This window comes from Sedimentibacter sp., from assembly GCF_032080165.1.
Taxonomy (GTDB): Bacteria; Bacillota; Clostridia; order Tissierellales; family Sedimentibacteraceae; genus Sedimentibacter.
This window is the reverse complement of record NZ_DAMASY010000001.1, coordinates 230006-252645: the sequence shown is the minus strand read 5'-3', so window position 1 is coordinate 252645 and position 22640 is coordinate 230006. Positions and strand designations below refer to the sequence as shown.

Here is a 22640-nt window from a genome sequence, read left to right as displayed (position 1 = left end):
ATATGATTAAAGTAGTTGCAAAGGGTACATATTTTGATGGCAAGGCCGAGGAAGTGATTGAACTTTTTAAAGAACTTGTTTCTGAAACAAGAAAGGAAAAAGGATGTATTTCCTACAGCTTATTCAGGGACGTAAAAAATGCTTCAATATTAACCATGATTGAGGAATGGGAAAACCGGGAAGCACTGGACGCTCACATGAAGACAGAACATTTTATGAGAATAGTACCGATTATATCAAAATTAAGAATAGACAGTGAATTGAACATATATGAATTGGTTATGTAAAAATTCCGGAATTTTTAAAACTATATGAAATCTATTTTGGAGGGCTGAATGGAGCAAAACATTATTGCGGTTATATGGGATTTTGATAAGACGCTTATAAGCGAATATATGCAGACGCCCATATTTGAGGATTACGGTATAGATCCAAGTGAATTCTGGAATGAAACCAATCAATTAAAAGAATATTATAAGAAACAAGGTATTAAGGTTAACCCGGATACAATTTATTTAAACCATTTTATTACATGCACAAAGCAAGGAATATTCAAAGGTCTTAATAACGAGAAGCTGTTAAGCTACGGTAAGAAGCTCAAATATTATAACGGAATACCTGATATTTTCGAAGCCATTAATAAAAACATACACACTAACGAAAATTTCAGTCATTTTAATATTGCCGTAGAGCATTATATTGTAAGTACGGGTATGGCACAAATTATAAGGGGCTCATCAATAATCGGTTATTTTAAGGATATCTGGGGCTGCGAATTTATAGAAGATGTTAAGGCCTCTGAGTTGATATGTAATGAACAGGACGCAAAAAAATATGAACCGCAAAAGAACGTATGTAATAATACAGGCACAGAAAAGGAAATTTGCCAAATAGGATATACCATAGACAACACAACTAAAACAAGAGCCCTTTTCGAAATTAACAAAGGTACTAACATTAAAGAATTACAGATTGATGTTAATTCAAGAGTAAATGAAAAATTCAGACGTATTCCTTTTGAAAATATGATTTATATAGCAGACGGTCCCAGTGACATTCCTGCTTTTTCGGTAATCAAGCAGTACGGCGGAAAGACATTTGCCGTATATCCATGCAATAATAAAGAGCAGTTTAAGCAAGTTGAGGAATTACGCAGCAACGGAAGAATTGATATGTATGCCGAAGCAGATTATTCAGAAGGCACAACCACTTATATGTGGCTGATTGAGCAGACAGAAAAAATAGCTCAGAATATTTACGACAAAAAAATGAGAGAAATAAACAATAGTACATCTTCTGTTCCAAAGCACTTAACATAAATAATGATTGTTATTACTCAATCCGAAAAATATTCGTTATATATATTTTCGACTTTTTGATATATTTGGCGGAGAGTCAGGGATTTGAACCCTGGGTACCGGGTAGGTACACTGGTTTTCGAGACCAGCTCCTTCAACCGCTCGGACAACTCTCCATGTCAGAACCTCGGTATGAGGTCCGTTAGTAATTATTTATGCTAACGGGAATATTTTTATTCTATTAAAGGCTATTGCCCAAATATTTCTTTCTTTAGTTTTAATCCGGTAGGTGTTACGGCAATTCCCCCTTGCGCTGTTTCCCTTAATTCAGGCGGAAGCTGTTTACCCACTCTGTTCATTGCCCAAATAACTTCGTCAAAAGGTATTTTGCTTTCCACTCCCGCCATGGCTACATCTGCTGTAGTAAGGGCACTGACTGTTCCCGCAAAATTTCTCTTAGCACAGGGAACCTCTACTAAGCCCGCCACAGGGTCACAAACGAGCCCAAGTATATTTTTCAAAACCATCGCTGCAGCATTTAAAGCTTGAGACGGAGTTCCACCCATCATTTCTACAACTGCCGCGGAGCCCATTGCTGCCGCTGAACCGCATTCTGCCTGACATCCGCCTTCAGCACCTGCTAATGTAGCATGTTTTGCTATTATTATTCCGACTCCTGAAGCAGTAAACAATGCATTAATCATGTCATCTTCATTCTTTTTTAACATTTCTGCCGCCGAAATAATAACAGCAGGTAAAATGCCGCAAGAACCGGCCGTCGGGCTTGCAACTATTCTGCCCATGGCTGCATTTACTTCCGAAGAGGATAATGCGCTTGCCATTGCCCTTACCATGAAATCACCGGTCAATGTATTGCCGCTGTCTGCATATTTTCGAAGCTTGTATGCATCTCCTCCAATAAGACCACTCACTGATTTAATTTCTTTTTCCTGAGCAATCTTAGATGAACTCAACATTACATGAAGATTTTTTCTCATTTTTTCAATGATATCTTCCCTGCTCAGCTCGGACTTCTCCATTTCCTCCCTTATGGTATATTCCCATATAGGTATAATTTCTGTATTACATACATCTATTAATTCGGCACCGGTTGAAACAAACATTAGTTGCCTCCTTCTATAATCGGGTTTATAAACTTAACGTTTTCTATTTCTTTTATTTCTTTAATTCTATCCATTAAGTTTTCAGAAATTAAACTGTCGGTTTCTAAAGCCATGGTTGCCATCTTGCCTTTTCCGCTCCTGAAAACTCTCATGTTGGCTATATTGATATTTTCTTTATACAATATTGATGATATTTTTGATATAACACCCGGTAAATCCTTATGATTTGTAAGTATTGTAGGACGTTCTCCTGTAAATTCCACATTTTGACCATCAATACTGATTACTGTAATGTTTCCTCCACCTATGGATGAGCCTGTTACTTCTGTTATATTACCATCATCCTTTGTTATAATAAATTTAACTGTATTTGGATGAACATCACCTGAATCCGTTTCAGTAAATATTAGCTCTATGCCCTTTTCTTCTGCAATTTTAAATGAACTTTTCAAATTATCATCCCATGGTTCCATGTTCAATATTCCTGCAACCAATGCTTTGTCTGTTCCATGACCCTTATAGGTTTGCGCAAATGAACCATAAAGCAAAAACTCTACTTTTGCGATTTTTCCTCCGGCTATAATACTTGCAACCTTAGCCAATCTCGCGGCACCGGCCGTATGAGAACTTGAAGGTCCAATCATTATTGGTCCTAAAATATCAAAAACACCATAATCCCTCATACTTATCTCCTAATTCATCTAATTATTTGTATGGATTTAACAATTTTTAAAAGTTCCAACCGCATGCTTCAGTTTCTCAACTATAGGCAAATCATAAGGACATTTTCTTTCACATTTTCTGCATCTTACGCATGCTGTTGCTTTAACAGGCAATGCATCGTATTTTGATTTGCCGTATTCAGGCAGATTGTATCTTGTTACATATGCCTCAAATATAAATACTCCCGGTATGTCTATACCCTCAGGGCAAGGTTTACAATAACCGCACCTTCTGCAAAAATTATTGCCAAGCTCCTGAACTTCTCTTTTTATTTCGTCCATTTCTTCCTGTGTCAAAGGTTGTAGGTTTTCAACTGCAGATGCATTTTCAATTACCTGCTCTACTGAATCCATTCCGGGGATTGCAACAGAGATTAAATTACTGTTAGCAATGTATTTTAATGACAATTTTTGTTTAGTAAACGCACCGCCTGCCATTGGTTTCATAGCAATTGTTCCGATACCCTTAGCCAAAGCTTGTTCAAACAATTCAGTTCCTTGTGATTCAACAGGGTTATAAGGAAATTGAATTGTTTCTATTTCATCACGCTCGATTGCTTTTAGCAGTATTTCTTTTATATGACCTGTTATTCCAATATGCTTTATTATTCCTTTTTCCTTTGCCTCCAATAATGCCTTAATTGCCCCATTTTCTGAGAATGATTTATCAAACTGTTCCATTTTACTTACATTATGAATTTGATACAAATCGATATAGTCCAATTGCATTGATTTTAAACTGCTTTCTATAGTTGCCTTCATTGAATCATAATCATGACACATTGCTTTAGTTGCTATATAAAAATTTTCTCTTCCTGCTTCTTTTAAAGCATTTCCTATATATTGTTCGCTTACGGTGTATCCTTGTGCAGTATCAATAAAATTTATTCCTCTGTTTTTGCATTCCAAGATAATTTTAGTTGCTTCTTCCTGAGTTACCCTTTGGATAGGAATTCCGCCAAACCCTAAAACGGATACTTCCATACCTGTGTTGCCCAATAAAACCTTTTTCATTCTTCTCTCCTCCTAAACGGGGACATTTCTCCTATCCTCGGAGACTTTCTTTGACAAAAAGAGATGTGTCCCCTTCCTATGAGACTCTCTCTGATAAAAAGAGATGTGTCCCCCTTCCTCTGTCGATATTATTAAATAATTATATATCAGTTAATTAAAAGCGTCAATGCATGTTAATTTAATTGCAAGGTTATGGCTTTTAGCAGGCTGCATCACCAATTACAAACAAACATCCCGTGGTTTAATTAAGCCACGGGATGTTTATATGATTTGGAAGAAGATAAAAAAAGTATTATCTGTATTATAGTTATTAACATTTTAAAGTTATTTATTCATATATTTGTTAATTTTTAATATTTATTAATAAGCATGTTTGAGGGTGATTGTTTGAAAAAATTTATTGTTTTATTGCCTGTCTTTGTATTATATATATCTGTTTTCAGATTTGTTTATTTGGAAAATGGCCTGACTGTTATAATTAACGTGTGCCTTCCTATTTTTATGGGAATAATCATCGCTACTTTATTGAACCCCTTTTTAGTGTATATCCAAAAAAGATTGAAAATTAAAAACAGATACTTAGCTATATTCTTAACTTTTTTGTTTATTATATTAATCATTGCTGTTATTGTTACAATAATTACTCCTAATATAACAAAAAGCATTAAGCATTTAATAACGGATATTCCTGTTTTATTTTATAAAGCAGACAGTTATATGTCTGATTTCGGTAATAAAAATTCAATATTAAAAAGCTATCTGATAGAAATAACCCACAAGTTTTCATCAGTTATGTCATCAATTTTAAATTTCGCCATTGAAAAAGTTATAAACATTTTTGCTGCAATCGGCAATTTACTTTTAGCTATAATTATTTCAATATACATACTGTATGACAAAGAAAAAATTGAAAAGTGGCTTTTTAAATTATGTCACACCTTTTTCGGAAAAAATGCAGCCGGTGAAATTTTTAAAATTATTCACAGCTTGTATGACAATATATCAAGCTATATCACAGGCAAAATAATCGCTTCTTTAATTACCGGATTTTTGGTTTATATAGGTTCTAAATACATAATCAAAAATCCTTACCCTGTCATTGACGGGCTTATGATAGGAGTTACAAATATAATACCCTACTTTGGAACATTGATAGGCGGTATACCTGTACTGTTAATAAATGTACTTTATAATCCGCAAAAGGGATTTTTAATGTTAATATATATTCTAATAGTTCAACAAATTGACAATCTTATAATCGACCCTCAAATTTTAAGCAGTAAGCTTGCAATCAAGCCCATCTTAATTATTATTTCCATAATAATCGGAGGTGGTTTATTTGGAGCGGTGGGATTATTTTTAGCAACTCCTGTTGCAAGCTTAATCAAGCAATTTATAGATGCCTATATGAACTATAAACTCAAAGAAAAAAACACTCATCTTTTAAATAAAAATTAGTGAATGTACACATTTGTGGATAAATCTGTTGACAAGTGACTAAAAAAGCATAAAATTTGTGTATAACTATTTTTAACAAACAGATCAAACTGTGCATAACTTATTAAAAAACGGTGAAAATATGTGGAATGATAAAAGATATCATACTTTAGATTACGAATTGAAAAAAATTTTTGGTGAAAAAGCTATAAAATTATCTATTGACGGGAGTTTCACCTGCCCTAACAGGGATGGAACAATCGGCATCAAGGGATGTATTTTTTGCAGTGAGAGAGGCTCGGGAGACTTTAATTCAGATAGAAATATATCCATAACGAATCAAATAGAAGAACAAAAACAAATAATGTCTAAAAAGTGGAAGAGCAATACCTACATTGCATATTTTCAAAGCTATACAAATACATACGATTCTGTTGAAAACCTAAAGAAAAAATTTTATGAAGCTCTCGTCTGTGAAAATATAAAGGGACTTGCAATAGCAACGAGACCTGACTGCATCGATGAACAAATTTTAGAGTTGTTGGAGGAATTAAATTCAAAAACATTTTTATGGATAGAATTAGGACTGCAGTCAATTCATGATAAGACTGCCGCTTTCATCCGAAGGGGATATGATTTAGAGCAATTTGAAAAATCATATGAATTGTTAAAGTCGAAAAATATCAGGACGGTAGTTCATCTGATTGTCGGCTTGCCTACGGAAAACAAGGAGCAATATTCAGAAACCTTAAAATACATTGCTGAAAAAGAAATTTGGGGAATTAAGCTGCATATGCTTCATATCTTAAAAAATACCGATTTGGCAGATTATTATAAGAAAAATAATTTCAAAATTCTATCCCGGGATGAATATGTCAATATTGTTTGTGACAGCCTGGAACTGTTAAATCCGTCAACGGTTATACACCGGCTTACCGGAGACGGAAAAAAGTCGGAATTAATCGAACCGATTTGGACCTTAGACAAATTAAAAGTACTTTCTGATATCGATAAAGAATTAAAATTGAGAGACAGCTATCAGGGAAAAAATTTTTCATTGTAATTTTAATGTAATACTATATATGTGGATATATTATATAATAGATGTAATAAATGCTAATTATATAGTATTTTTTATTTGATTTGGGTGACTGATATGAGAAAAACACTATTTATAATAATATTAATAATAACCCTATCCATGCTGAACACCGCTTATGCCAAAAGCTTTCCTGATGTAAATAAGGATAGCAGCCTGCAGGAAGCAGTGGGCTTATTATCAAGCTATAAGATTATGGAAGGATATCCTGACGGCAGCTTTAAACCGGATAAATATGTTACGAGAGCCGAAATGGCAAAAATAGTAACCGTTGCTGCAGGTTGGTTTGAATACTCTAAAAATATGACTTCGGTTTATGAAGATATGAACGGACACTGGGCTGAAAGCTATGTAGAGCTTGCCAATGTCCTGAATATTGTAAAAGGTATTTCACCTAATATATACGGTCCTGACAATTTAATTAAATTCGAGGAAGCTTATACTATGGTAATCAGATTATTAGGTTATACTGATGAATCCTTAGGCGGCAGCTGGCCGCAAAATTATTATGAAAAAGCATTGGAGCTGAATTTATTCCAAAACATTGACACTACAAAGGAATTTGCTTCAAGAAGAGATGTTTCCATAATGATATATAATGCTTTGAACCTGAATTTAGTTAATGTAAAGGACAATAACAAAATTACACAAACAAACAAACCCCTTTTAACATTGCTGGGAAAAAAGGAAACTAAGAATGTTAATATTGCGGATTTAAAAATTGAAAGCTTCGATTTAACGGATTATTTGTTCAATAAATGGGATATTTATTATGATATCAAGGGAAATGTTGTTTATCTGACAAATCCGAAATACAATGAATTCTCGGGAAAGGTTACAAGTTTACTTTCTAACAGAGTAATTTTTGTAACTGATGATTACGGCAATGTAAGAGCTTTTCAATTACCTAACGTTTCAATTGTTATAAACGGCGAAATGGGAAATTTTAATGACTTAGAGGACAGCCGCATAAAGGTTGTTTATGAAAATGATTCATTTAACGGTGATGTAATAGGCATAATTGCATATAAAGAAACCGATGTTATAGTTGTTGACAGGGATAATTTGTATAAAGAAGGCAGCAAATCATTTGCAGGTAAAAGCCTTCCTGTTAAAAGCAATTATGAAATAAACTACAATAAGCTGCATATATCCGGTGACGCGCAAACATTACAGGATATAAAAGAAAATGACGTTGTTTATTTCTATGAAGCTAAGGGGTCAAACAAAGCAGACGCACTTAGATTAATTGTTTTAAGAAAACAGACTGACGGAATGGTTACAAACGTTCAGGACGAAAACAAAAATACCTTTTATACTGTAAACAACATAAGCTACAAAACAGGTGACAATTTCATTTCAACAGAAAAAGCATCTGTTAATGATAAGGTTAAATTAATACTTGATAAAAACAACAATATTATAAAAATTAATATTTTAAGCTACGGAAAAAAACCGACAACATTCGGAATTGTGTTAAGCGCAACCAACAGTAAAAATAACAGTGCTTCTGCAAGAATATTTGATAAGAACGGAAATCTCAGAACATACTCACTGGCTGATAACTCAAGTGTTGTAAAGGTTACCGAAGACGGTTCAAATTTATTAAAAGAAACATCCTTAAAGAAAAATGATTTTGTGAAATTTGATCCTACAGTCAGCGATTCCGTAAAAATTATTGATTTTGTTCCTTCTCCCCATTATATCGCATATAACTATAATGAGCATGACAGGACATTGTCAAACGGATACAAAATATCATCCGATACATTTATTGTTTATGAATCAAACGGGAAATATCAATTGCTTCAGCCAAGCCAGTTAGATACCTACCTGGAAGGAAAAGCAGTTGTAGGAAGCAACGGACATGTGGATGCTCTATATTTATCAAAAGGAATAAAATCCACAAGCGCTGTAGACATACCTTCGGAAACGCCTCAAAACTATAGCGGTAAAATTTACAGCATGATTAAGGGTATAACCAAAATTAATGATACGACAAGCCATATACAGTTTTTTGAAAACAGCAATGTTTTCTCTGTTTCTAATACATCAGCAGCAGGTAAGTCAGCTCAATCCTTGATAAATAACTATGTAAAAGCTGATATAGTTAACGGTGTAATAACAGGATTGGAAAGAGTAACTCCGGAAACCGATAAGGTTAAAATTACACAGGTTTATTCTACACAAATACAGATAGACAGTATAACGTATATGGAATATGCAGATAATATAACCGTCTATATCTGTACAACAGATAAGACGGGAAATGTTATAGGTCTTAAATCCGGTTCCAAATCTGATTTAAAATCCGGCTCAACAGTACAGCTTTATGACCTGTATGGAAACTTTGACGGCATAATTGACGTAGCGATAATATACAATTAACAGTAAATAGTGAACAATGAATAGTTAATGAAAAAAAGGGCAGAACGCCCTTTTTTATATTTTACAATTGCTCACCCACTGATAATCTATAGCTTATCTATTGCAAATCAATTGCTGCTATACTATTTTAGTTGTGAAGTTTTCAATGTTCCATACATCCGTTATAAAGCTTTCATAAAAATACGGTTCATGACTGACTAACAGAATCGTACCTTTGAATTCCTTCAATGCCTTTTCCAATTCATCCTTCGCTTCAGGATCCAAGTGATTTGTGGGCTCATCAAGAACCAAAAAGTTTAATTCCTTTAATAATAACTTACACAATCTTACCTTTGCATTTTCTCCGCCTGACAAAACCTTCATCATACTTGTTATATTTTCGGTGGTTAAACCGCAGCGGGCCAATTCCAATCGAACTTCATGATTTGTTAATGAAGGATATTCGTTCCAAACTTCATTTAATGCGGTATTGGAGTTATCTTTGGAATCTTCCTGTTCAAAATAACCATACACAACATTTTCTCCAAATGTCACACTTCCGCTTATAGTAGGCAATATTCCTAATATGGTTTTTAACAAGGTTGATTTTCCTAAACCGTTTACCCCTGTTAATGCAATCTTTTTATTTCTTTCTACCTGAAAATTCATCGGCTCAGTTAATGGATGGTCGTATCCTATTACCAAATCCTTTGCATCGATTAAGAATCTGCTTGGTGCTTTTGTTTCCTTAAATCTAAATGTCGGTTTCGGTTTATCTCTGGGTTTCTCCAAAATATCCATTTTTTCAAGCTGTTTCATCCTGCTGTTTGCCATACCTCTCGTTGCAACTCTTGCCTTGTTTCTTGCTATGAAATCTTCAAGACGTTCAATTTCTTTTTGCTGCTTTTCATATTCACGCTCTTCTTTTTGTTTATTAAGCTCATATATCCTTCTGAATTCTTCGTAGTTACCTACGTATCTTGTTAAGCTTAAATTTTCCACATGATAAATGATATTACAAACGTCATTAATAAACGGTATATCATGGGAAATTAATATAAATGCATTTTCATAATTCTGCAAATAATTTGTAAGCCATCTGATATGATTTTCATCCAGATAGTTGGTGGGCTCATCCAATAAAAGTATGGTTGGATTTTGTAATAGCAGCTTCGTTAATAAAACCTTGGTTCTCTGACCACCGCTAAGCTCATCAACCAACTTATCTAATCCAATATCACCTAAACCAAGACCGTTTGCCACCTCTTCTATTTTCGAATCAATTGTATAAAATCCGCTGCTGTCTAATATTGTTTGTATTTCAGCAGCATCTTCCATCATCTTGTTTACTTCATTATCATCGGCAGCTGCCATATCTTCATATAGCTTTAAAAGCTCCTGCTCCATTTTAAACAACTCATCAAAGGCAAGACGAAGATTTTCCCTGATTGTTGTCCCCGGCTTTAATGCAGAGTGTTGATCAAGGTATCCCACCGTAACTCTTTTAGACCATGAAACTTCTCCTTCATCAGGCATTAGCTTCCCTGTTATTATATTTAAAAATGTTGACTTTCCCTCTCCGTTTGCTCCTATTAATGCCACATGCTCCCCTTTTAGCAAACGGAATGAGACATTTTCCAATATGGCACGAGCACCAAAGCCATGGGTTACATTTTTTACATCTAATATACTCATAAGAACTCCTTACTTTTGTAATTAACCTCTCATATAATATAAAATAAATACAAACTTGTAAATATGTTTTTGTTACAAAGTATTTTTTTACATTTTATTGATTTACTTTTACCAGTTTGTTATAATTAGCTAATAGTAAATATTAGGAGGACTTAAAATAAATGAACGAAAAGATAAGACCTGCCTGGGTGGAGGTAAACAGACAAAAAGCAATTCATAACTTCTCAGAAGTCAGAAGAGCTGTAGGTCCAAATGTAAAAATTTGCGCTGTTGTTAAAGCAGACAGCTATGGAATGGGTTCAATAGAACTTTCTAAAATGTATTTACAAAACAGTGTTGATATGTTGGCCGTAGCAGTTATAGGAGAGGCATTTGAGCTTAGGCAAGAAATAAAAGACAAAGATATTTTAGTCCTGGGTTATACGCCTGAAGAATTTTTTGATGATGCGATAAATCAAAATATTACGCTTACAATTTACAACTATAACCTTGCCTTAGAGCTAAACGAAGTGGCAAAAGAAATGAACAAGGTGGCAAAGATACATCTAAAGATAGAAACAGGAATGAATCGTCTTGGCTTCCTGCCTACAGAAGAGAATGCAGATAAGATCTCAGAAATTTCTAAATTATCAAATGTAAGAATTGAGGGAGCATTTTCTCATCAAGCAAAAGCCGATGAAAAAGACAAAACAACTGCTCATAAACAAGCAAAAGTATTTATAGATTTCATGAGCTTGCTTGAAAAAAGAAATGTTACTATTCCTATAAAGCATATAGCTAACAGCGCAACTATTATAGACCTTCCGGAATATTATTTTGATATGGTTAGACCGGGTATTATATTGTCCGGTTTTTATCCTTCAGATGAAGTTAACATGGATGAATACAAATTTATAATTTGTGTAACGCTGAAAGCAAGAATTGCAAATGTTAAAACAATTGAAGCCGGCGAAGGTGTCGGTTACGGACATTTATTCAGTGCAGAAAAACCAACTGTTGTCGGTACCATACCTTTAGGTTACGCTGACGGTTATTCAAGATTATTGTCAAACAAGGGTTATATTGTTGTAAAAGGGGTAAAATGCCCTATATTGGGTAAGGTGTGCATGGATCAATTCATGGTGGACTTATCTAATGTTGAAAATCCACAAATAGGTGACGAAGCAATAGTTTACGGTGACGGTACCGACGGAGCAATGACTGCTGAGGATGTGGCTAACATGAGAGGTACTATATCATATGAAGTGCTTACTAATTTAGGAAGCAAAAGGCTGCCAAAATTATATGTATAGGAGATATATTATGAACTTTGAATTAATTGAGAAAAATGATAAAGAACTGTTTGATGCAATGATGGAGGAAAAAAACAGACAAAATGTCAATATCGAACTGATAGCTTCCGAAAACTTTGTATCAGAAGATGTTTTACAGGCAATGGGAAGCCACTTAACAAACAAATACGCTGAAGGATATCCGGGCAAAAGATATTACGGCGGATGCGAATTTGTTGATAAGGTTGAAAATCTGGCAAGAGAAAGAGCTAAAAAAATATTTGGTGCCGACCATGCTAATGTTCAACCTCATTCAGGTTCAAATGCAAATTTCGGTGTATATTTTTCAGTTTTAAAACCGGGAGATAAAATATTAGGTATGGACTTGTCAATGGGCGGACACTTAACTCATGGCAGTCCGGTAAATATGTCCGGATCATATTTCAATGTAGTATTTTACGGGGTAGATAAGGAAACTGAAACAATTGATTATGACAAGGTTAGAGAAATCGCTAAGCTTGAAAAGCCTAAAATGATCGTTGCGGGAGCAAGTGCTTATTCAAGATTTATAGATTTTAAGCTTTTCAGAGAAATTGCGGATGAAGTTGGTGCTTACTTTATGGTTGATATGGCTCATATTGCAGGTCTTGTTGCAGCAAATCTTCATCCAAACCCTGTTGAATATGCTGATTTTGTTACTACTACAACTCATAAAACACTGAGAGGCCCAAGAGGCGGTATGATTCTCTGCAAAAATGAATTTGCTCAGAAAATAGATAAGGCGATATTCCCGGGTATTCAGGGCGGACCTCTGATGCATGTTATAGCTGCTAAAGCAGTATGCTTTAAAGAAGCTATGGAAGACAGCTTTAAAACTTATCAACAACAGGTTTTGAATAATGCCAAGACATTGGCTAAAGAATTAGCTGATAAAGGTTTCAGGATTGTATCAGGAGGAACTGACAATCATTTGATGCTTGTAGATCTGAGAAATAAAGGGTTAACAGGAAAAGAAGCAGAAAAGCTTCTTGATGAAATCCACATAACAACAAACAAAAACACTATTCCTTTTGATCCTCAAAGCCCATTTGTTACAAGCGGTTTAAGAATCGGTACTCCGGCAGTTACCACAAGAGGTATGAAGGAAGCTGAAATGACAGAACTTGCTGACATTATTGACAGCGCATTGAGTCAAAAAGAAGATCACAATTTGTTAAAACAAAAAGTTTTGAATTTAACATCAAAATTCATATAAAGCATGTATAACTTGGACAGCTTTTTAATATAATTTATTAAAAGGCTGTCTTTTTTTACAGCTTAATTATTTATAGCGCCGAATTAAAACATTTATTATGCAATGTCCGCAAATCGCGTAAAGTCGTATTTGACGTGGCGGAAAAATATCTTGCGGAAAAATACTTTCGGTGTTATAATCATAGAAATTTATTATAATTTTTAATAGGTGAGGAGAAGATTATGAAAAGAAAACTATCGTTATTGTTATGCCTGTTAATGGTACTTGCCAGCTTTGCAGCATGTGCTAAAAATGATGAATCTGATGTAATAAAAATAGGAGTATTTGAACCGCTGACCGGTGAAAACGGAGGAGGAGGTTTGCAAGAACTTGATGGTATTAAATATGCAAACAAAATGTATCCGGAAGTATTAGGAAAGAAAATAGAACTTGTAATAGTAGACAATAAAAGCGATAAGGGTGAAGCAACTACAGCTGTAACAAGATTAATTGAAAAAGACAAAGTTGCAGCAATTATCGGTTCCTACGGTTCAGGTGTTTCCATAGCGGCAGGAGATATAATTAAAAACGCTAAAATACCGACTATGGGTGCTTCTTGTACTAACCCGATGGTTACACAAGGAAATGAATATTATTTCCGCGCATGCTTCTTAGATCCTTTCCAGGGAAGAGTAATGGCAAACTACGCATTACAACAAGGAGCTAAAACAGCGGCTGTTATCATGCAAAACGGAGACGACTACTCAATCGGTCTTGGAAACTTCTTTATCGATGCATTTAAGGAGCTTACAGGAGACCCGAACAGTATAATTGATATTTCTGAATTTCAGGTAAATGATACTGACTTTAATGCTATACTTACAAACATTAAAGCAAAAAATCCTGATGTAATATTTGCTCCAAGCTCAGCAACAACAGCACCATTAATTATCAGACAGGCAAGAGATCTTGGCATCAACAGTTTAATAATGGGTGGCGATACTTGGGAAAATCCTGCAGTTATAGATGTAGCAGGTGTTGATGCCGAAGGTATAGTATTATCTACATTCTTTGATGAAAACGACCCGGCAACAAACGAAGCAAGAGTATTCGTTGAAGGTTATAAAAAAGAATTAGGAGATAAAGAACCTATTATTCCGGCAGTTGCGGCATTAGGATACGATGCTTACCTGTTAATAAGAGACGCAATTGAACGTGCCGGTTCAGCAGACGGAGATGCTATCAAGGATGCATTAAATGCTACAAAAGATTTTGAAGGTGTTACCGGAGTAATTAACTTTACTGGTGAAGGGGATGCAGACAAAAATATAGCTGTTATTAAAACAGTTCAGGATGGAAGATTTGTTTACATCGACACAGTTGAAGTTAAATAGTTTAATAATAGACTTACGGGGCGAACTGGTCGTTCGCCCTTTTACAATTGTTTATTCAACTGTTATTGGAGGAATGAAATATGGCATTTGTATCTTTTGAAACTTTCATGCAACAACTGGCCAATGGAATTTCTATAGGAAGCTTGTATGCTCTCATCGCCATAGGATATACAATGGTGTATGGAATTCTAAGGTTAATCAACTTCGCACACGGTGATATTTTTATGATGGCAGCTTATTTTATGATATTCAGCATGGTTAACTTTAGTTTACCATGGTACGTATCAATAATAATTGTAATAGCAGCCACTGTATTATTAGGAGTTCTTATTGAAAAAGCAGCATATAAGCCGCTTAGAAATGCTCCTCGTATGTCAATAATGATATCAGCAATCGGAGTTTCTTTTCTTTTAGAAAATTTAGCAACGTATTTATTTACAGGAGTTCCTAAGGGATTTCCTGACATAGCAATACTAACAAAAGCAATAAGCATAGGTAATATATCTTTATCGGTTGTAACGTTAATAACACCGGTAATAACAATTATCTTACTGTACGTGGTATTATTTATAACTAATAAAACAAAAATAGGCATGGCAATGCGTGCCAGTTCAATAGATTTCGAGACTGCAAGATTGATGGGAATCAATATCAACAGAGTTATTTCAACAACTTTTATTATTGGCTCAGGTCTTGCTGCTATAGGCGCAATATTATGGGGATCTAAGTATCCTTCCATAATACCTTTAATGGGTGTAATGCCTGGACTTAAATGCTTCATAGCTGCCGTATTAGGAGGTATAGGAAATACAACCGGTGCTGTTCTCGGCGGATTCATATTAGGTATGTCGGAAATAATGCTCGTTACATTCTTACCTGCATTAACCGGCTACAGAGATGCAATTGCATTTATTATATTAATTGTAGTGTTGTTGGTTAAACCGACAGGACTTCTTGGAGAGAAGGTGACTGATAAAGTATGATAAATCAAAGAAAAAATCACAATATTAAAGCTTATATATTATTGTTTATTATATTTGCAGTATTCCTTACCTTACTTGATTTAAAGTATATTGGAGATGAATATGTAAGACGTGTTTTAAACCTTGCTGCTATTTATACTATTGTGAGTGTTTCAATGAATTTAGTAAACGGATTTACGGGACTTTTCTCATTGGGACAGGCAGGTTTTATGGCAATCGGTGCATATACCGTAGCAATATTCACCGTGCCTCTTGAATATAGAGCTTCTATATTTTATGTTATACCGCAAAACCCTGTTCTTGCAGGAATTCACATTCCTTTTGTTGTAGCCATAATTTTAGGTGGGCTGTTAGCCGCTTTGGTTGCAATACTAATAGGAATACCTGTACTTCGTTTAAAAAGCGACTATTTGGCAATAGCTACATTGGGTTTTTCAGAAATTATAAGAATTGTTTTTACAAACGCTAAATCAATTACCAATGGTGCCCTTGGAATTAAAAGTATACCAAGAATGCCGACTATGTGGATTTTCTTCGGAGTAATGATTGTTTCAATTACATTAATAGTACTATTAATCAATTCAAGCTATGGAAGGGCTTTTAAAGCAATCAGAGAAGACGAGGTTGCTGCTGAGGCAATGGGTATAAACCTCTTTAAGCACAAGGTTATGTCCTTTGCAATAGGTGCTTTTTTTGCCGGTATAGGCGGCGGCTTGCTTGCTTCACTGTTAGGAACTGTTGACCCAAAACAATTTTATTTCACAATGACCTATAACTTCCTGTTAATGATAGTATTAGGCGGTATGGGAAGTATCTCGGGAACCGTCATTGCTTCCTTCATAGTTACAATCGGACTTGAAGTTCTAAGATTCTTCGATGATCCGCTGACTATTTTCGGTGTTACTATTCCAATATTCAGAGCCGGCTTCAGAATGGTTATTTTCTCAGCCTTATTAATGGTATTGGTATTATTCTTCAGAAACGGTCTCTTAGGACAAAAAGAGCTTTCATGGGGCATGGTAAGAGATTGGTTTGGACAGCGAAGGAGGTACAAACGATGAGTGTTTTAAAGGCAGATAATATTGTTATGCAGTTTGGCGGTGTTATAGCTGTCAACAACCTTAATATAGAGGTTGAAAAAGGAAAAATAGTTGCATTGATAGGTCCTAATGGTGCCGGAAAAACAACAGCATTCAACGTAATTACAGGTGTATATCAACCAACCAAGGGGGATGTATACTTTAACGGAGAAAAAATTACCGGTCTTTCTCCCGATAAAATAACTCACAAGGGTATCGCAAGAACCTTTCAAAATATCCGTTTATTTAAAAATTTGACTGTTTTAGACAATATATTAATTGCTAACCATCTGCATGTTAAAAGTAATTTCTTGTCATATACAACAAGAATGCCCTGGTCAAGAAGTGAAGAAAAAAGCATGAGAAAAAAATCCGAAATGCTTTTGGAAAAGTTAGGTCTTTTAAACTTAAAAAATGAAATTGCTCATTCGCTTCCTTACGGAGAGCAAAGAAAGCTTGAAATTGCAAGAGCCTTAGCGACAGATGCAAAGCTGTTATTATTAGATGAGCCCGCAGCAGGTATGAATCCCAGTGAAACTATGCAGCTGTCTAATTTTATTCATACCATACGTGATGAGTTTGAGCTTACTATTTTCATGATTGAGCATCATATGGACTTAGTAATGAAAATATCAGATAAGATATATGTTTTGGACTTCGGTCAGCTTATAGCACAAGGTACAGCTGATGAAGTTAAAAACAACAAAAGAGTTATCGAGGCGTATCTGGGGGTGGAAGAAGATGCTTGAGATTAAAAATTTACACGTTAATTATGGCGGAATTTCTGCTGTTAAAGGTATTACCCTCAGTGTTCCCGAAAAATCCATTGTAACACTGATTGGTGCCAATGGAGCAGGAAAAAGCACAACCTTAAGAACTATTGCAGGAATAGTTAAACCAAGTGAAGGCGAAATAACATTCTTAGGTGAAAATATCGTAGGAATGGATACCATAAATATTGTTGCCAAAGGAATTACTTTAGTTCCTGAAGGAAGAAGAGTTTTTGCCAATTTAACTGTTCTTGAAAATTTAAAAATAGGTGCTTATTTGCAAAAAGACAGCATTGATGATGATATATCGAAGGTTTATGATTTATTCCCAAGGCTTAAGGAGCGTTCATGGCAGTTAGCCGGTACATTATCCGGAGGAGAACAGCAAATGCTTGCGGTTGGCAGAGCATTAATGGCTAAACCTAAGCTTATAATGATGGATGAACCATCACTCGGTCTTGCACCCTTAATAGTAAACGGTATATTTGAAATAATTAAAGAAATAAACAAATTAGGAACTACGATACTGCTGATTGAACAAAATGCCAATAAGGCCCTGAAGGTTGCAGATTACGGATACGTTTTAGAAACAGGCAATATAAAAATGGAAGGTAAAGGGCTATATCTTTTACAGGATGAAAAAGTTAAAGATGCATATCTCGGAACAACAAAGAAATAGCAATGAAGCAGGATAAATCCTGCTTTTTATTTTACACCTCTAAGCTATAAGCTGAATCACACTTCCTGCTATAACTGAAAAGACATATATAAACAGCATTATTTTTATATTTTCTCTTATGCTCTTTCTCGCTTTAAATAATACTATTAATCCAACGCCTGCACCGGTACTTAACCCTGCCACGGCAGAGCCAAAGCTTAAGCTGCCTGATAAATGCAGCTGAGTAAGAATAATTGAAGATGCACAGTTTGGAATTAACCCTACTAATCCGGTAATCGCCGGCTGGATTATGGTATTTGTCATCAAAATCTTTGAAAGATTCTCTTCTCCTACTAAGCTTATTGCTAATTCCATAATAAACATTGTAATGATAATATATACATATATTTTAGCCGTATGCTTTAGCGCCGGTAGTATGACACCATGTTCACAATGGTGAGGATGGCTTATCTTCAAATGTTTTTGTGAATCCGATATGTTATTATTTAAAAATTTTGAAAAAGCATAATCAGCTATAAGACCGGCTATTACTGCTAATATTATTTTTGTTGCCAATAGCTTAATTACAGTACCTAAGCTGCCTGAATTGGCAAGCAGGACAGGTATTGCCTCATCAGAAGTTGAAATAAAAACTGCTATCAACGTACCCGTAGTAATAAGCTTATTATTATATAAATTAGCGGCTGCAACGGAAAACCCGCACTGAGGTAAGCTTCCAAGAAGAGCTCCCCCTGCAATTCCGTAATTTTTTAAACCATTCGAAATCTTGCCTGATGACTTGTGAACTATATATTCAATAATTAAATACGTTACGAATAAGAACGGTAATATTTTTAATGAATCAATAATTGAATGCTCTAAAATATGCAGCATATATCCTCCTGTTTGCAAGTAATTTGCATTTGCAATTATACTCTGATTGCTATTATTTGTCAACAAGGATATAAAAAGGCTGTTGAAAAAGTTTATCCTGCAAGGCGCCGGAAGACGGGCAACCGCAGCGTATTAGACATACGTGAGGATTGACCGGCTGGACGGCAACGAAGCAGGGGGGCTTTTTCAGCAGCCTAAAAGGTCGTATTTCTACGACCTTTTAATATGTTTGTATTCTTACTAATTTACTGCTTCTTTCAATGATTTTCCTGCTTTAAATACAGGTGCCTTTGAAGCTGGTATTTCTATTGTTTCGCCAGGATTTCTCGGATTTCTGCCTTGTCTTTCTTTTCTGTCTCTAACTTCAAAAGTTCCGAATCCAACTAATTGAACTTTACCGCCTGCTACTAATTCATCTTTTATAGTTTCCATGAATCCGTTTAATGCTTTTTCAGCATCCTTTTTAGTAAAACCAGTTTTTTCTGCAACACTTGCGATTAATTCAGCTTTATTCATTAAAAACCCTCCTTATTAAATTCTTTTGTTTTTTTATCTAAATTCCTAAATGGAACTTTGATTCTTCCCATAACTCATCCATTTCCTTCAGAGTCATTTGTTTTAAATCCTTTTCAGCATGTTTTTCAATGTATTCAAATCTGTTTATAAATTTGTTGATTGTTTTGTTAAGTGCAACGTCAGGATTTATATTTACAAAACGTGCAAGATTAACTAAAGCAAATAACAAATCTCCAAATTCATTTTCCATTCTGTCGGAATCATACTTTTTATACTCCTCAATAAATTCAAGAAGCTCTTCCTTTATTTTTTCGATTGCTCCTTCTGCATCTGGCCAATCGAATCCCACTTCAGCAGCCCTCTTTTGTATCTTGTAGCTTCTGCTTAATGATGACAGTGATTTCGGTACATCCTTTAAATTATCAGTATATGTGTTTAAATTCTTTTGCTTAGCTTTTGAAGACTCCCAGCTTTTCAATGCATCATCGGCATTGCTAACCTTTATATCTCCAAATACATGAGGATGACGAAAATACATTTTATTACATAGGTTGTTGAGAATGTCATTAAAATTAAAATACCCATCCTCGCTGCCAAGCTCTGCATGAAACACCACCTGAAACAGCAAATCGCCAAGTTCTTCAATTAAATTATCTACATCATCATTATCTATTGCATCCACAACTTCATATGCTTCTTCAATAACATGCTGTCTGATAGATTGATGAGTTTGTTTCATATCCCAGGGACAACCGTCAGGACCCCTCAAAATCTTGACAATTCTTAACAGATTATCAATATTATACACCGTCTTTTTTGAAATATCAATAGGCATAATGCAAAAATAGGTTGAAAATCCATATTTTTTTTCTTGATCCAGCATATAAAGAGGTATATTTTTAACTTTTTCATCCAATACATCTATATTCAATACGGTGGTTGAGTCCGGATATGTTTCCATAAGTTTTAATTTAACCGAAGAAGCCATTTCTTCATCGTAAATCTGAGTTATAATATTCATAGAATTTACGTCAAAGGAATACTCGTCTGCTTCGAGACAATCTAATATCTTTATGGATTTATAATCGGAATAACCAGATAATTTTATACATTTGTCAAGAAAACTTATTCCATCAATTATTATTATATTAATGTCGTCTTTATATTCATTTAATAGCTTTTTTGTAACAATATCACCGTAATAAGGACTTCCTGCAGTACAATAATTGATTTTTTTATGATGTTTTGATAACTCTATTATATTATCGGTTATTTTTTCATAAACTTCATCAAAAGTTTCAAATTTTTCAAAAAAAATATCAAAACTTTTTATTTTTATATTTTTTTTTAACTCATTTACGATTGGATGCCTTTCTGTTCTGATAAAAGTGGGGATATTTTCGTTTAATGCATTGTATGCCTTTACTGTCAAATCATCTATACTCCCTGCACCCAAGCCGATTATCTGGACTGTATTCATTTTATTTCCTCACAAATCTTTGTAATTTTTCTCCCTTAGGTATTAATTCTAAATCTTCTTTTGTAATTGCGCCTGTTAAAAACAAGCATATAACATACACTATACCTGCTACTGCTATAGAGCCCAAGGTTGCAAAATTTTGGCTGTTTAACAAAGATTTAAATAATCTGAAGGATACAGCTGTGACTGCAGCCATTACCGCAGTTGATAGTAAAGGTTTTGCCGTTATTTGAATGAAGTTAATTCTTACTTTAGTATCGTTAATATCAAACCAGTTTAATATTGCTACTGCAAGATAAGATATGGTTGTGCTTATTGCGGCACCCTTAATATTAATTGTAGGTATCCCTATCAATATATATGACAAAACTACTTTTACAACTAAACCAATTGCTAAGTTCTTAACCGGATGAAACTGTTTATTTATTGATTGCAGGATTGCAGTAAATGCCTGAACTACAGTAAGGAAAATAACGCTTATTGCCAATATTTCCAAAAGTGCTCCTGAACTTGCATGTTTTTCAGGTCCCAATGAGCCGTACAACAAGGCAATAATCGGCTCAGCAAGCAAGAATAAACCCATTCCGCTGGGAAGTCCTATAATCAATGACATTTTAACACCTGCATTTGCAGTTATATTGAGTTTCGTAATCTGTTTTTTTGTAAACGCCTCAGTAATAGCGGGTACTAAGCTCATAGCAACAGCTGTTGAAAAAACCTGAGGGAAATTAATTAAGGTTTGTGCTGTCCCGCTTAACTCACCGAACATATCTGTATATTGTTCAACAGTGTAGCCAATAGCCGCAAGACGATTTGAAACTATAAATGAGTCCATGTTTCCCATAAGCGGAGCGATTGAAGCCCCTATAGTAATAGGAACTGCTATGTATAAAAGTTTTTTAACTATATCCCATACGGGCTCTGTTCTGTTATTTTTAGATAGCTTAATTTCTTCCTTAATGCTTTTTCTGCTTAAGAAAAACATTAAATATATAAGTATAAATGCTGCAACTGCTCCTGCTGACGCTCCGAAGGTTGCACCTGCCGCAGCCTCCTCAAGTCCCCTTCCGACCAATACATATGCTAAATACAAACCGACAGCTACTCTGAATATCTGCTCAATTATTTGTGATATTGCTATTGGTGCCATGTTTTGCGTTCCCTGGAAAAATCCTCTGTATGCAGATAATAAAGGAACAGCAAACAAGGCAGGAACCAGAGCAAGCATTGAATAATAAGAACCCGGATAACCGATAAAGCTGACTATATTTCTTGCGAAAATTAATATAAACAAAGATGAAATCAACCCTATTAAAAACAATCCCCAAAGGGATACTTTATATACCTGATAAGCTCCTTCATAATTATGTAAAGCTCTTTTTTCTGATACTATTTTTGCTATTGCCGTCGGGAATCCGGATAAAGACACAACAAGCAATAAATTATATATATTATAGGCAGGTTGATAATAACCTATTCCTTCTGTTCCTATTAAATTTGTTAACGGTATTCTGTATATTGCTCCCAGTATTTTAACCAGTAATCCGGCTATGCCTAATATTGCAGCGCCTTTAATAAAATTTTCCTTAGACATGATAATTCCTT

Annotated in this window: 20 protein-coding genes and 1 tRNA gene; 12 read left to right on the top strand and 9 right to left on the bottom strand. The window is 34.7% G+C overall.

Annotated elements, in window-relative coordinates:
* Window positions 1-2: 2 nt before the first annotated feature.
* Window positions 3-287, top strand: coding sequence for a putative quinol monooxygenase (locus tag RT412_RS01160; RefSeq protein ID WP_313339464.1), 285 nt, complete (start codon window positions 3-5; stop codon window positions 285-287).
* Window positions 288-335: 48 nt separating this feature from the next.
* Window positions 336-1319 (top strand): haloacid dehalogenase-like hydrolase, encoded by a 984-nt coding sequence (locus RT412_RS01155; RefSeq protein ID WP_313339461.1) that lies wholly within the window; start codon window positions 336-338, stop codon window positions 1317-1319.
* Between the two features lie 66 nt (window positions 1320-1385).
* Here the strand turns inward: RT412_RS01155 and RT412_RS01150 are convergent.
* The 4 genes from RT412_RS01150 to RT412_RS01135 form a co-directional block, all read right to left on the bottom strand.
* Window positions 1386-1474 (bottom strand) — tRNA-Ser (locus RT412_RS01150).
* 72 nt (window positions 1475-1546) lie between these two features.
* Complete coding sequence (gene sdaAA / locus RT412_RS01145; protein WP_313339459.1) at window positions 1547-2422, bottom strand: L-serine ammonia-lyase, iron-sulfur-dependent, subunit alpha; 876 nt, start codon at window positions 2420-2422, stop codon at window positions 1547-1549.
* A complete protein-coding gene (gene sdaAB / locus RT412_RS01140; RefSeq protein WP_313339457.1) occupies window positions 2422-3105 on the bottom strand; it encodes an L-serine ammonia-lyase, iron-sulfur-dependent subunit beta in 684 nt (227 codons plus the stop codon). The genes sdaAA and sdaAB overlap by 1 nt, the downstream gene beginning before the upstream one ends.
* Before the next feature lie 36 nt (window positions 3106-3141).
* Window positions 3142-4158 carry an aldo/keto reductase gene (locus tag RT412_RS01135; protein ID WP_313339455.1) on the bottom strand — a complete coding sequence of 339 codons (1017 nt, stop codon included), beginning with the start codon at window positions 4156-4158 and terminating at the stop codon, window positions 3142-3144.
* A 387-nt stretch (window positions 4159-4545) separates the two neighbouring features.
* Between RT412_RS01135 and RT412_RS01130 the strand changes: the two genes are divergently transcribed.
* The 3 genes from RT412_RS01130 to RT412_RS01120 all read left to right on the top strand — a co-directional run bounded on the left by RT412_RS01130 (window position 4546) and on the right by RT412_RS01120 (window position 9082).
* Window positions 4546-5616: an AI-2E family transporter gene (locus tag RT412_RS01130; RefSeq protein WP_313339453.1), complete on the top strand. Its 1071-nt coding sequence runs from the start codon at window positions 4546-4548 to the stop codon at window positions 5614-5616.
* Between the two features lie 121 nt (window positions 5617-5737).
* Window positions 5738-6658 carry a TIGR01212 family radical SAM protein gene (locus tag RT412_RS01125; RefSeq protein WP_313370982.1) on the top strand — a complete coding sequence of 307 codons (921 nt, stop codon included), beginning with the start codon at window positions 5738-5740 and terminating at the stop codon, window positions 6656-6658.
* Between the two features lie 93 nt (window positions 6659-6751).
* On the top strand, window positions 6752-9082 hold the full coding sequence (locus tag RT412_RS01120; RefSeq protein ID WP_313339447.1) for an S-layer homology domain-containing protein: 2331 nt from the start codon (window positions 6752-6754) through the stop codon (window positions 9080-9082).
* 117 nt (window positions 9083-9199) lie between these two features.
* Here RT412_RS01120 and abc-f read toward each other — a convergent pair whose 3' ends face one another.
* Window positions 9200-10756, bottom strand: coding sequence for a ribosomal protection-like ABC-F family protein (abc-f, locus tag RT412_RS01115; protein ID WP_313339444.1), 1557 nt, complete (start codon window positions 10754-10756; stop codon window positions 9200-9202).
* Window positions 10757-10917: 161 nt separating this feature from the next.
* Between abc-f and alr the strand changes: the two genes are divergently transcribed.
* The 7 genes from alr (at window position 10918) to RT412_RS01080 (ending at window position 18166) form a co-directional block, all read left to right on the top strand.
* Entirely contained in the window at window positions 10918-12048 is a 1131-nt protein-coding gene (gene alr, locus RT412_RS01110) for an alanine racemase (RefSeq protein WP_313339442.1), read from the top strand.
* 10 nt (window positions 12049-12058) lie between these two features.
* Window positions 12059-13282 carry a serine hydroxymethyltransferase gene (gene glyA / locus RT412_RS01105; RefSeq protein WP_313339440.1) on the top strand — a complete coding sequence of 408 codons (1224 nt, stop codon included), beginning with the start codon at window positions 12059-12061 and terminating at the stop codon, window positions 13280-13282.
* A gap of 221 nt (window positions 13283-13503) precedes the next feature.
* Window positions 13504-14655, top strand: a complete 1152-nt coding sequence (locus tag RT412_RS01100) for an ABC transporter substrate-binding protein (protein WP_398438674.1) — start codon at window positions 13504-13506, stop codon at window positions 14653-14655.
* A gap of 80 nt (window positions 14656-14735) precedes the next feature.
* Window positions 14736-15638 carry a branched-chain amino acid ABC transporter permease gene (locus RT412_RS01095; RefSeq protein WP_313339438.1) on the top strand — a complete coding sequence of 301 codons (903 nt, stop codon included), beginning with the start codon at window positions 14736-14738 and terminating at the stop codon, window positions 15636-15638.
* Window positions 15635-16699, top strand: coding sequence for a branched-chain amino acid ABC transporter permease (locus RT412_RS01090; protein WP_313339435.1), 1065 nt, complete (start codon window positions 15635-15637; stop codon window positions 16697-16699). The genes RT412_RS01095 and RT412_RS01090 overlap by 4 nt, the downstream gene beginning before the upstream one ends.
* Window positions 16696-17466 carry an ABC transporter ATP-binding protein gene (locus RT412_RS01085; RefSeq protein ID WP_313339432.1) on the top strand — a complete coding sequence of 257 codons (771 nt, stop codon included), beginning with the start codon at window positions 16696-16698 and terminating at the stop codon, window positions 17464-17466. The genes RT412_RS01090 and RT412_RS01085 overlap by 4 nt, the downstream gene beginning before the upstream one ends.
* Window positions 17459-18166 carry an ABC transporter ATP-binding protein gene (locus RT412_RS01080; protein WP_313339429.1) on the top strand — a complete coding sequence of 236 codons (708 nt, stop codon included), beginning with the start codon at window positions 17459-17461 and terminating at the stop codon, window positions 18164-18166. Before RT412_RS01085 ends, RT412_RS01080 begins: the two co-directional genes overlap by 8 nt.
* Before the next feature lie 39 nt (window positions 18167-18205).
* Here RT412_RS01080 and RT412_RS01075 read toward each other — a convergent pair whose 3' ends face one another.
* From RT412_RS01075 to RT412_RS01060, 4 genes are all read right to left on the bottom strand, one after another.
* Window positions 18206-19039 (bottom strand): putative manganese transporter, encoded by an 834-nt coding sequence (locus RT412_RS01075; protein ID WP_313339426.1) that lies wholly within the window; start codon window positions 19037-19039, stop codon window positions 18206-18208.
* A gap of 240 nt (window positions 19040-19279) precedes the next feature.
* Entirely contained in the window at window positions 19280-19555 is a 276-nt protein-coding gene (locus RT412_RS01070) for an HU family DNA-binding protein (RefSeq protein WP_179236761.1), read from the bottom strand.
* A gap of 37 nt (window positions 19556-19592) precedes the next feature.
* A complete protein-coding gene (gene mazG / locus RT412_RS01065; protein WP_313339423.1) occupies window positions 19593-21035 on the bottom strand; it encodes a nucleoside triphosphate pyrophosphohydrolase in 1443 nt (480 codons plus the stop codon).
* A gap of 1 nt (window position 21036) precedes the next feature.
* The gene (locus RT412_RS01060; RefSeq protein ID WP_313339420.1) at window positions 21037-22629 is read right to left on the bottom strand and encodes a polysaccharide biosynthesis protein; all 1593 of its coding nucleotides are present in this window, start codon (window positions 22627-22629) and stop codon (window positions 21037-21039) included.
* Between the last annotated feature and the right edge of the window lie 11 nt (window positions 22630-22640).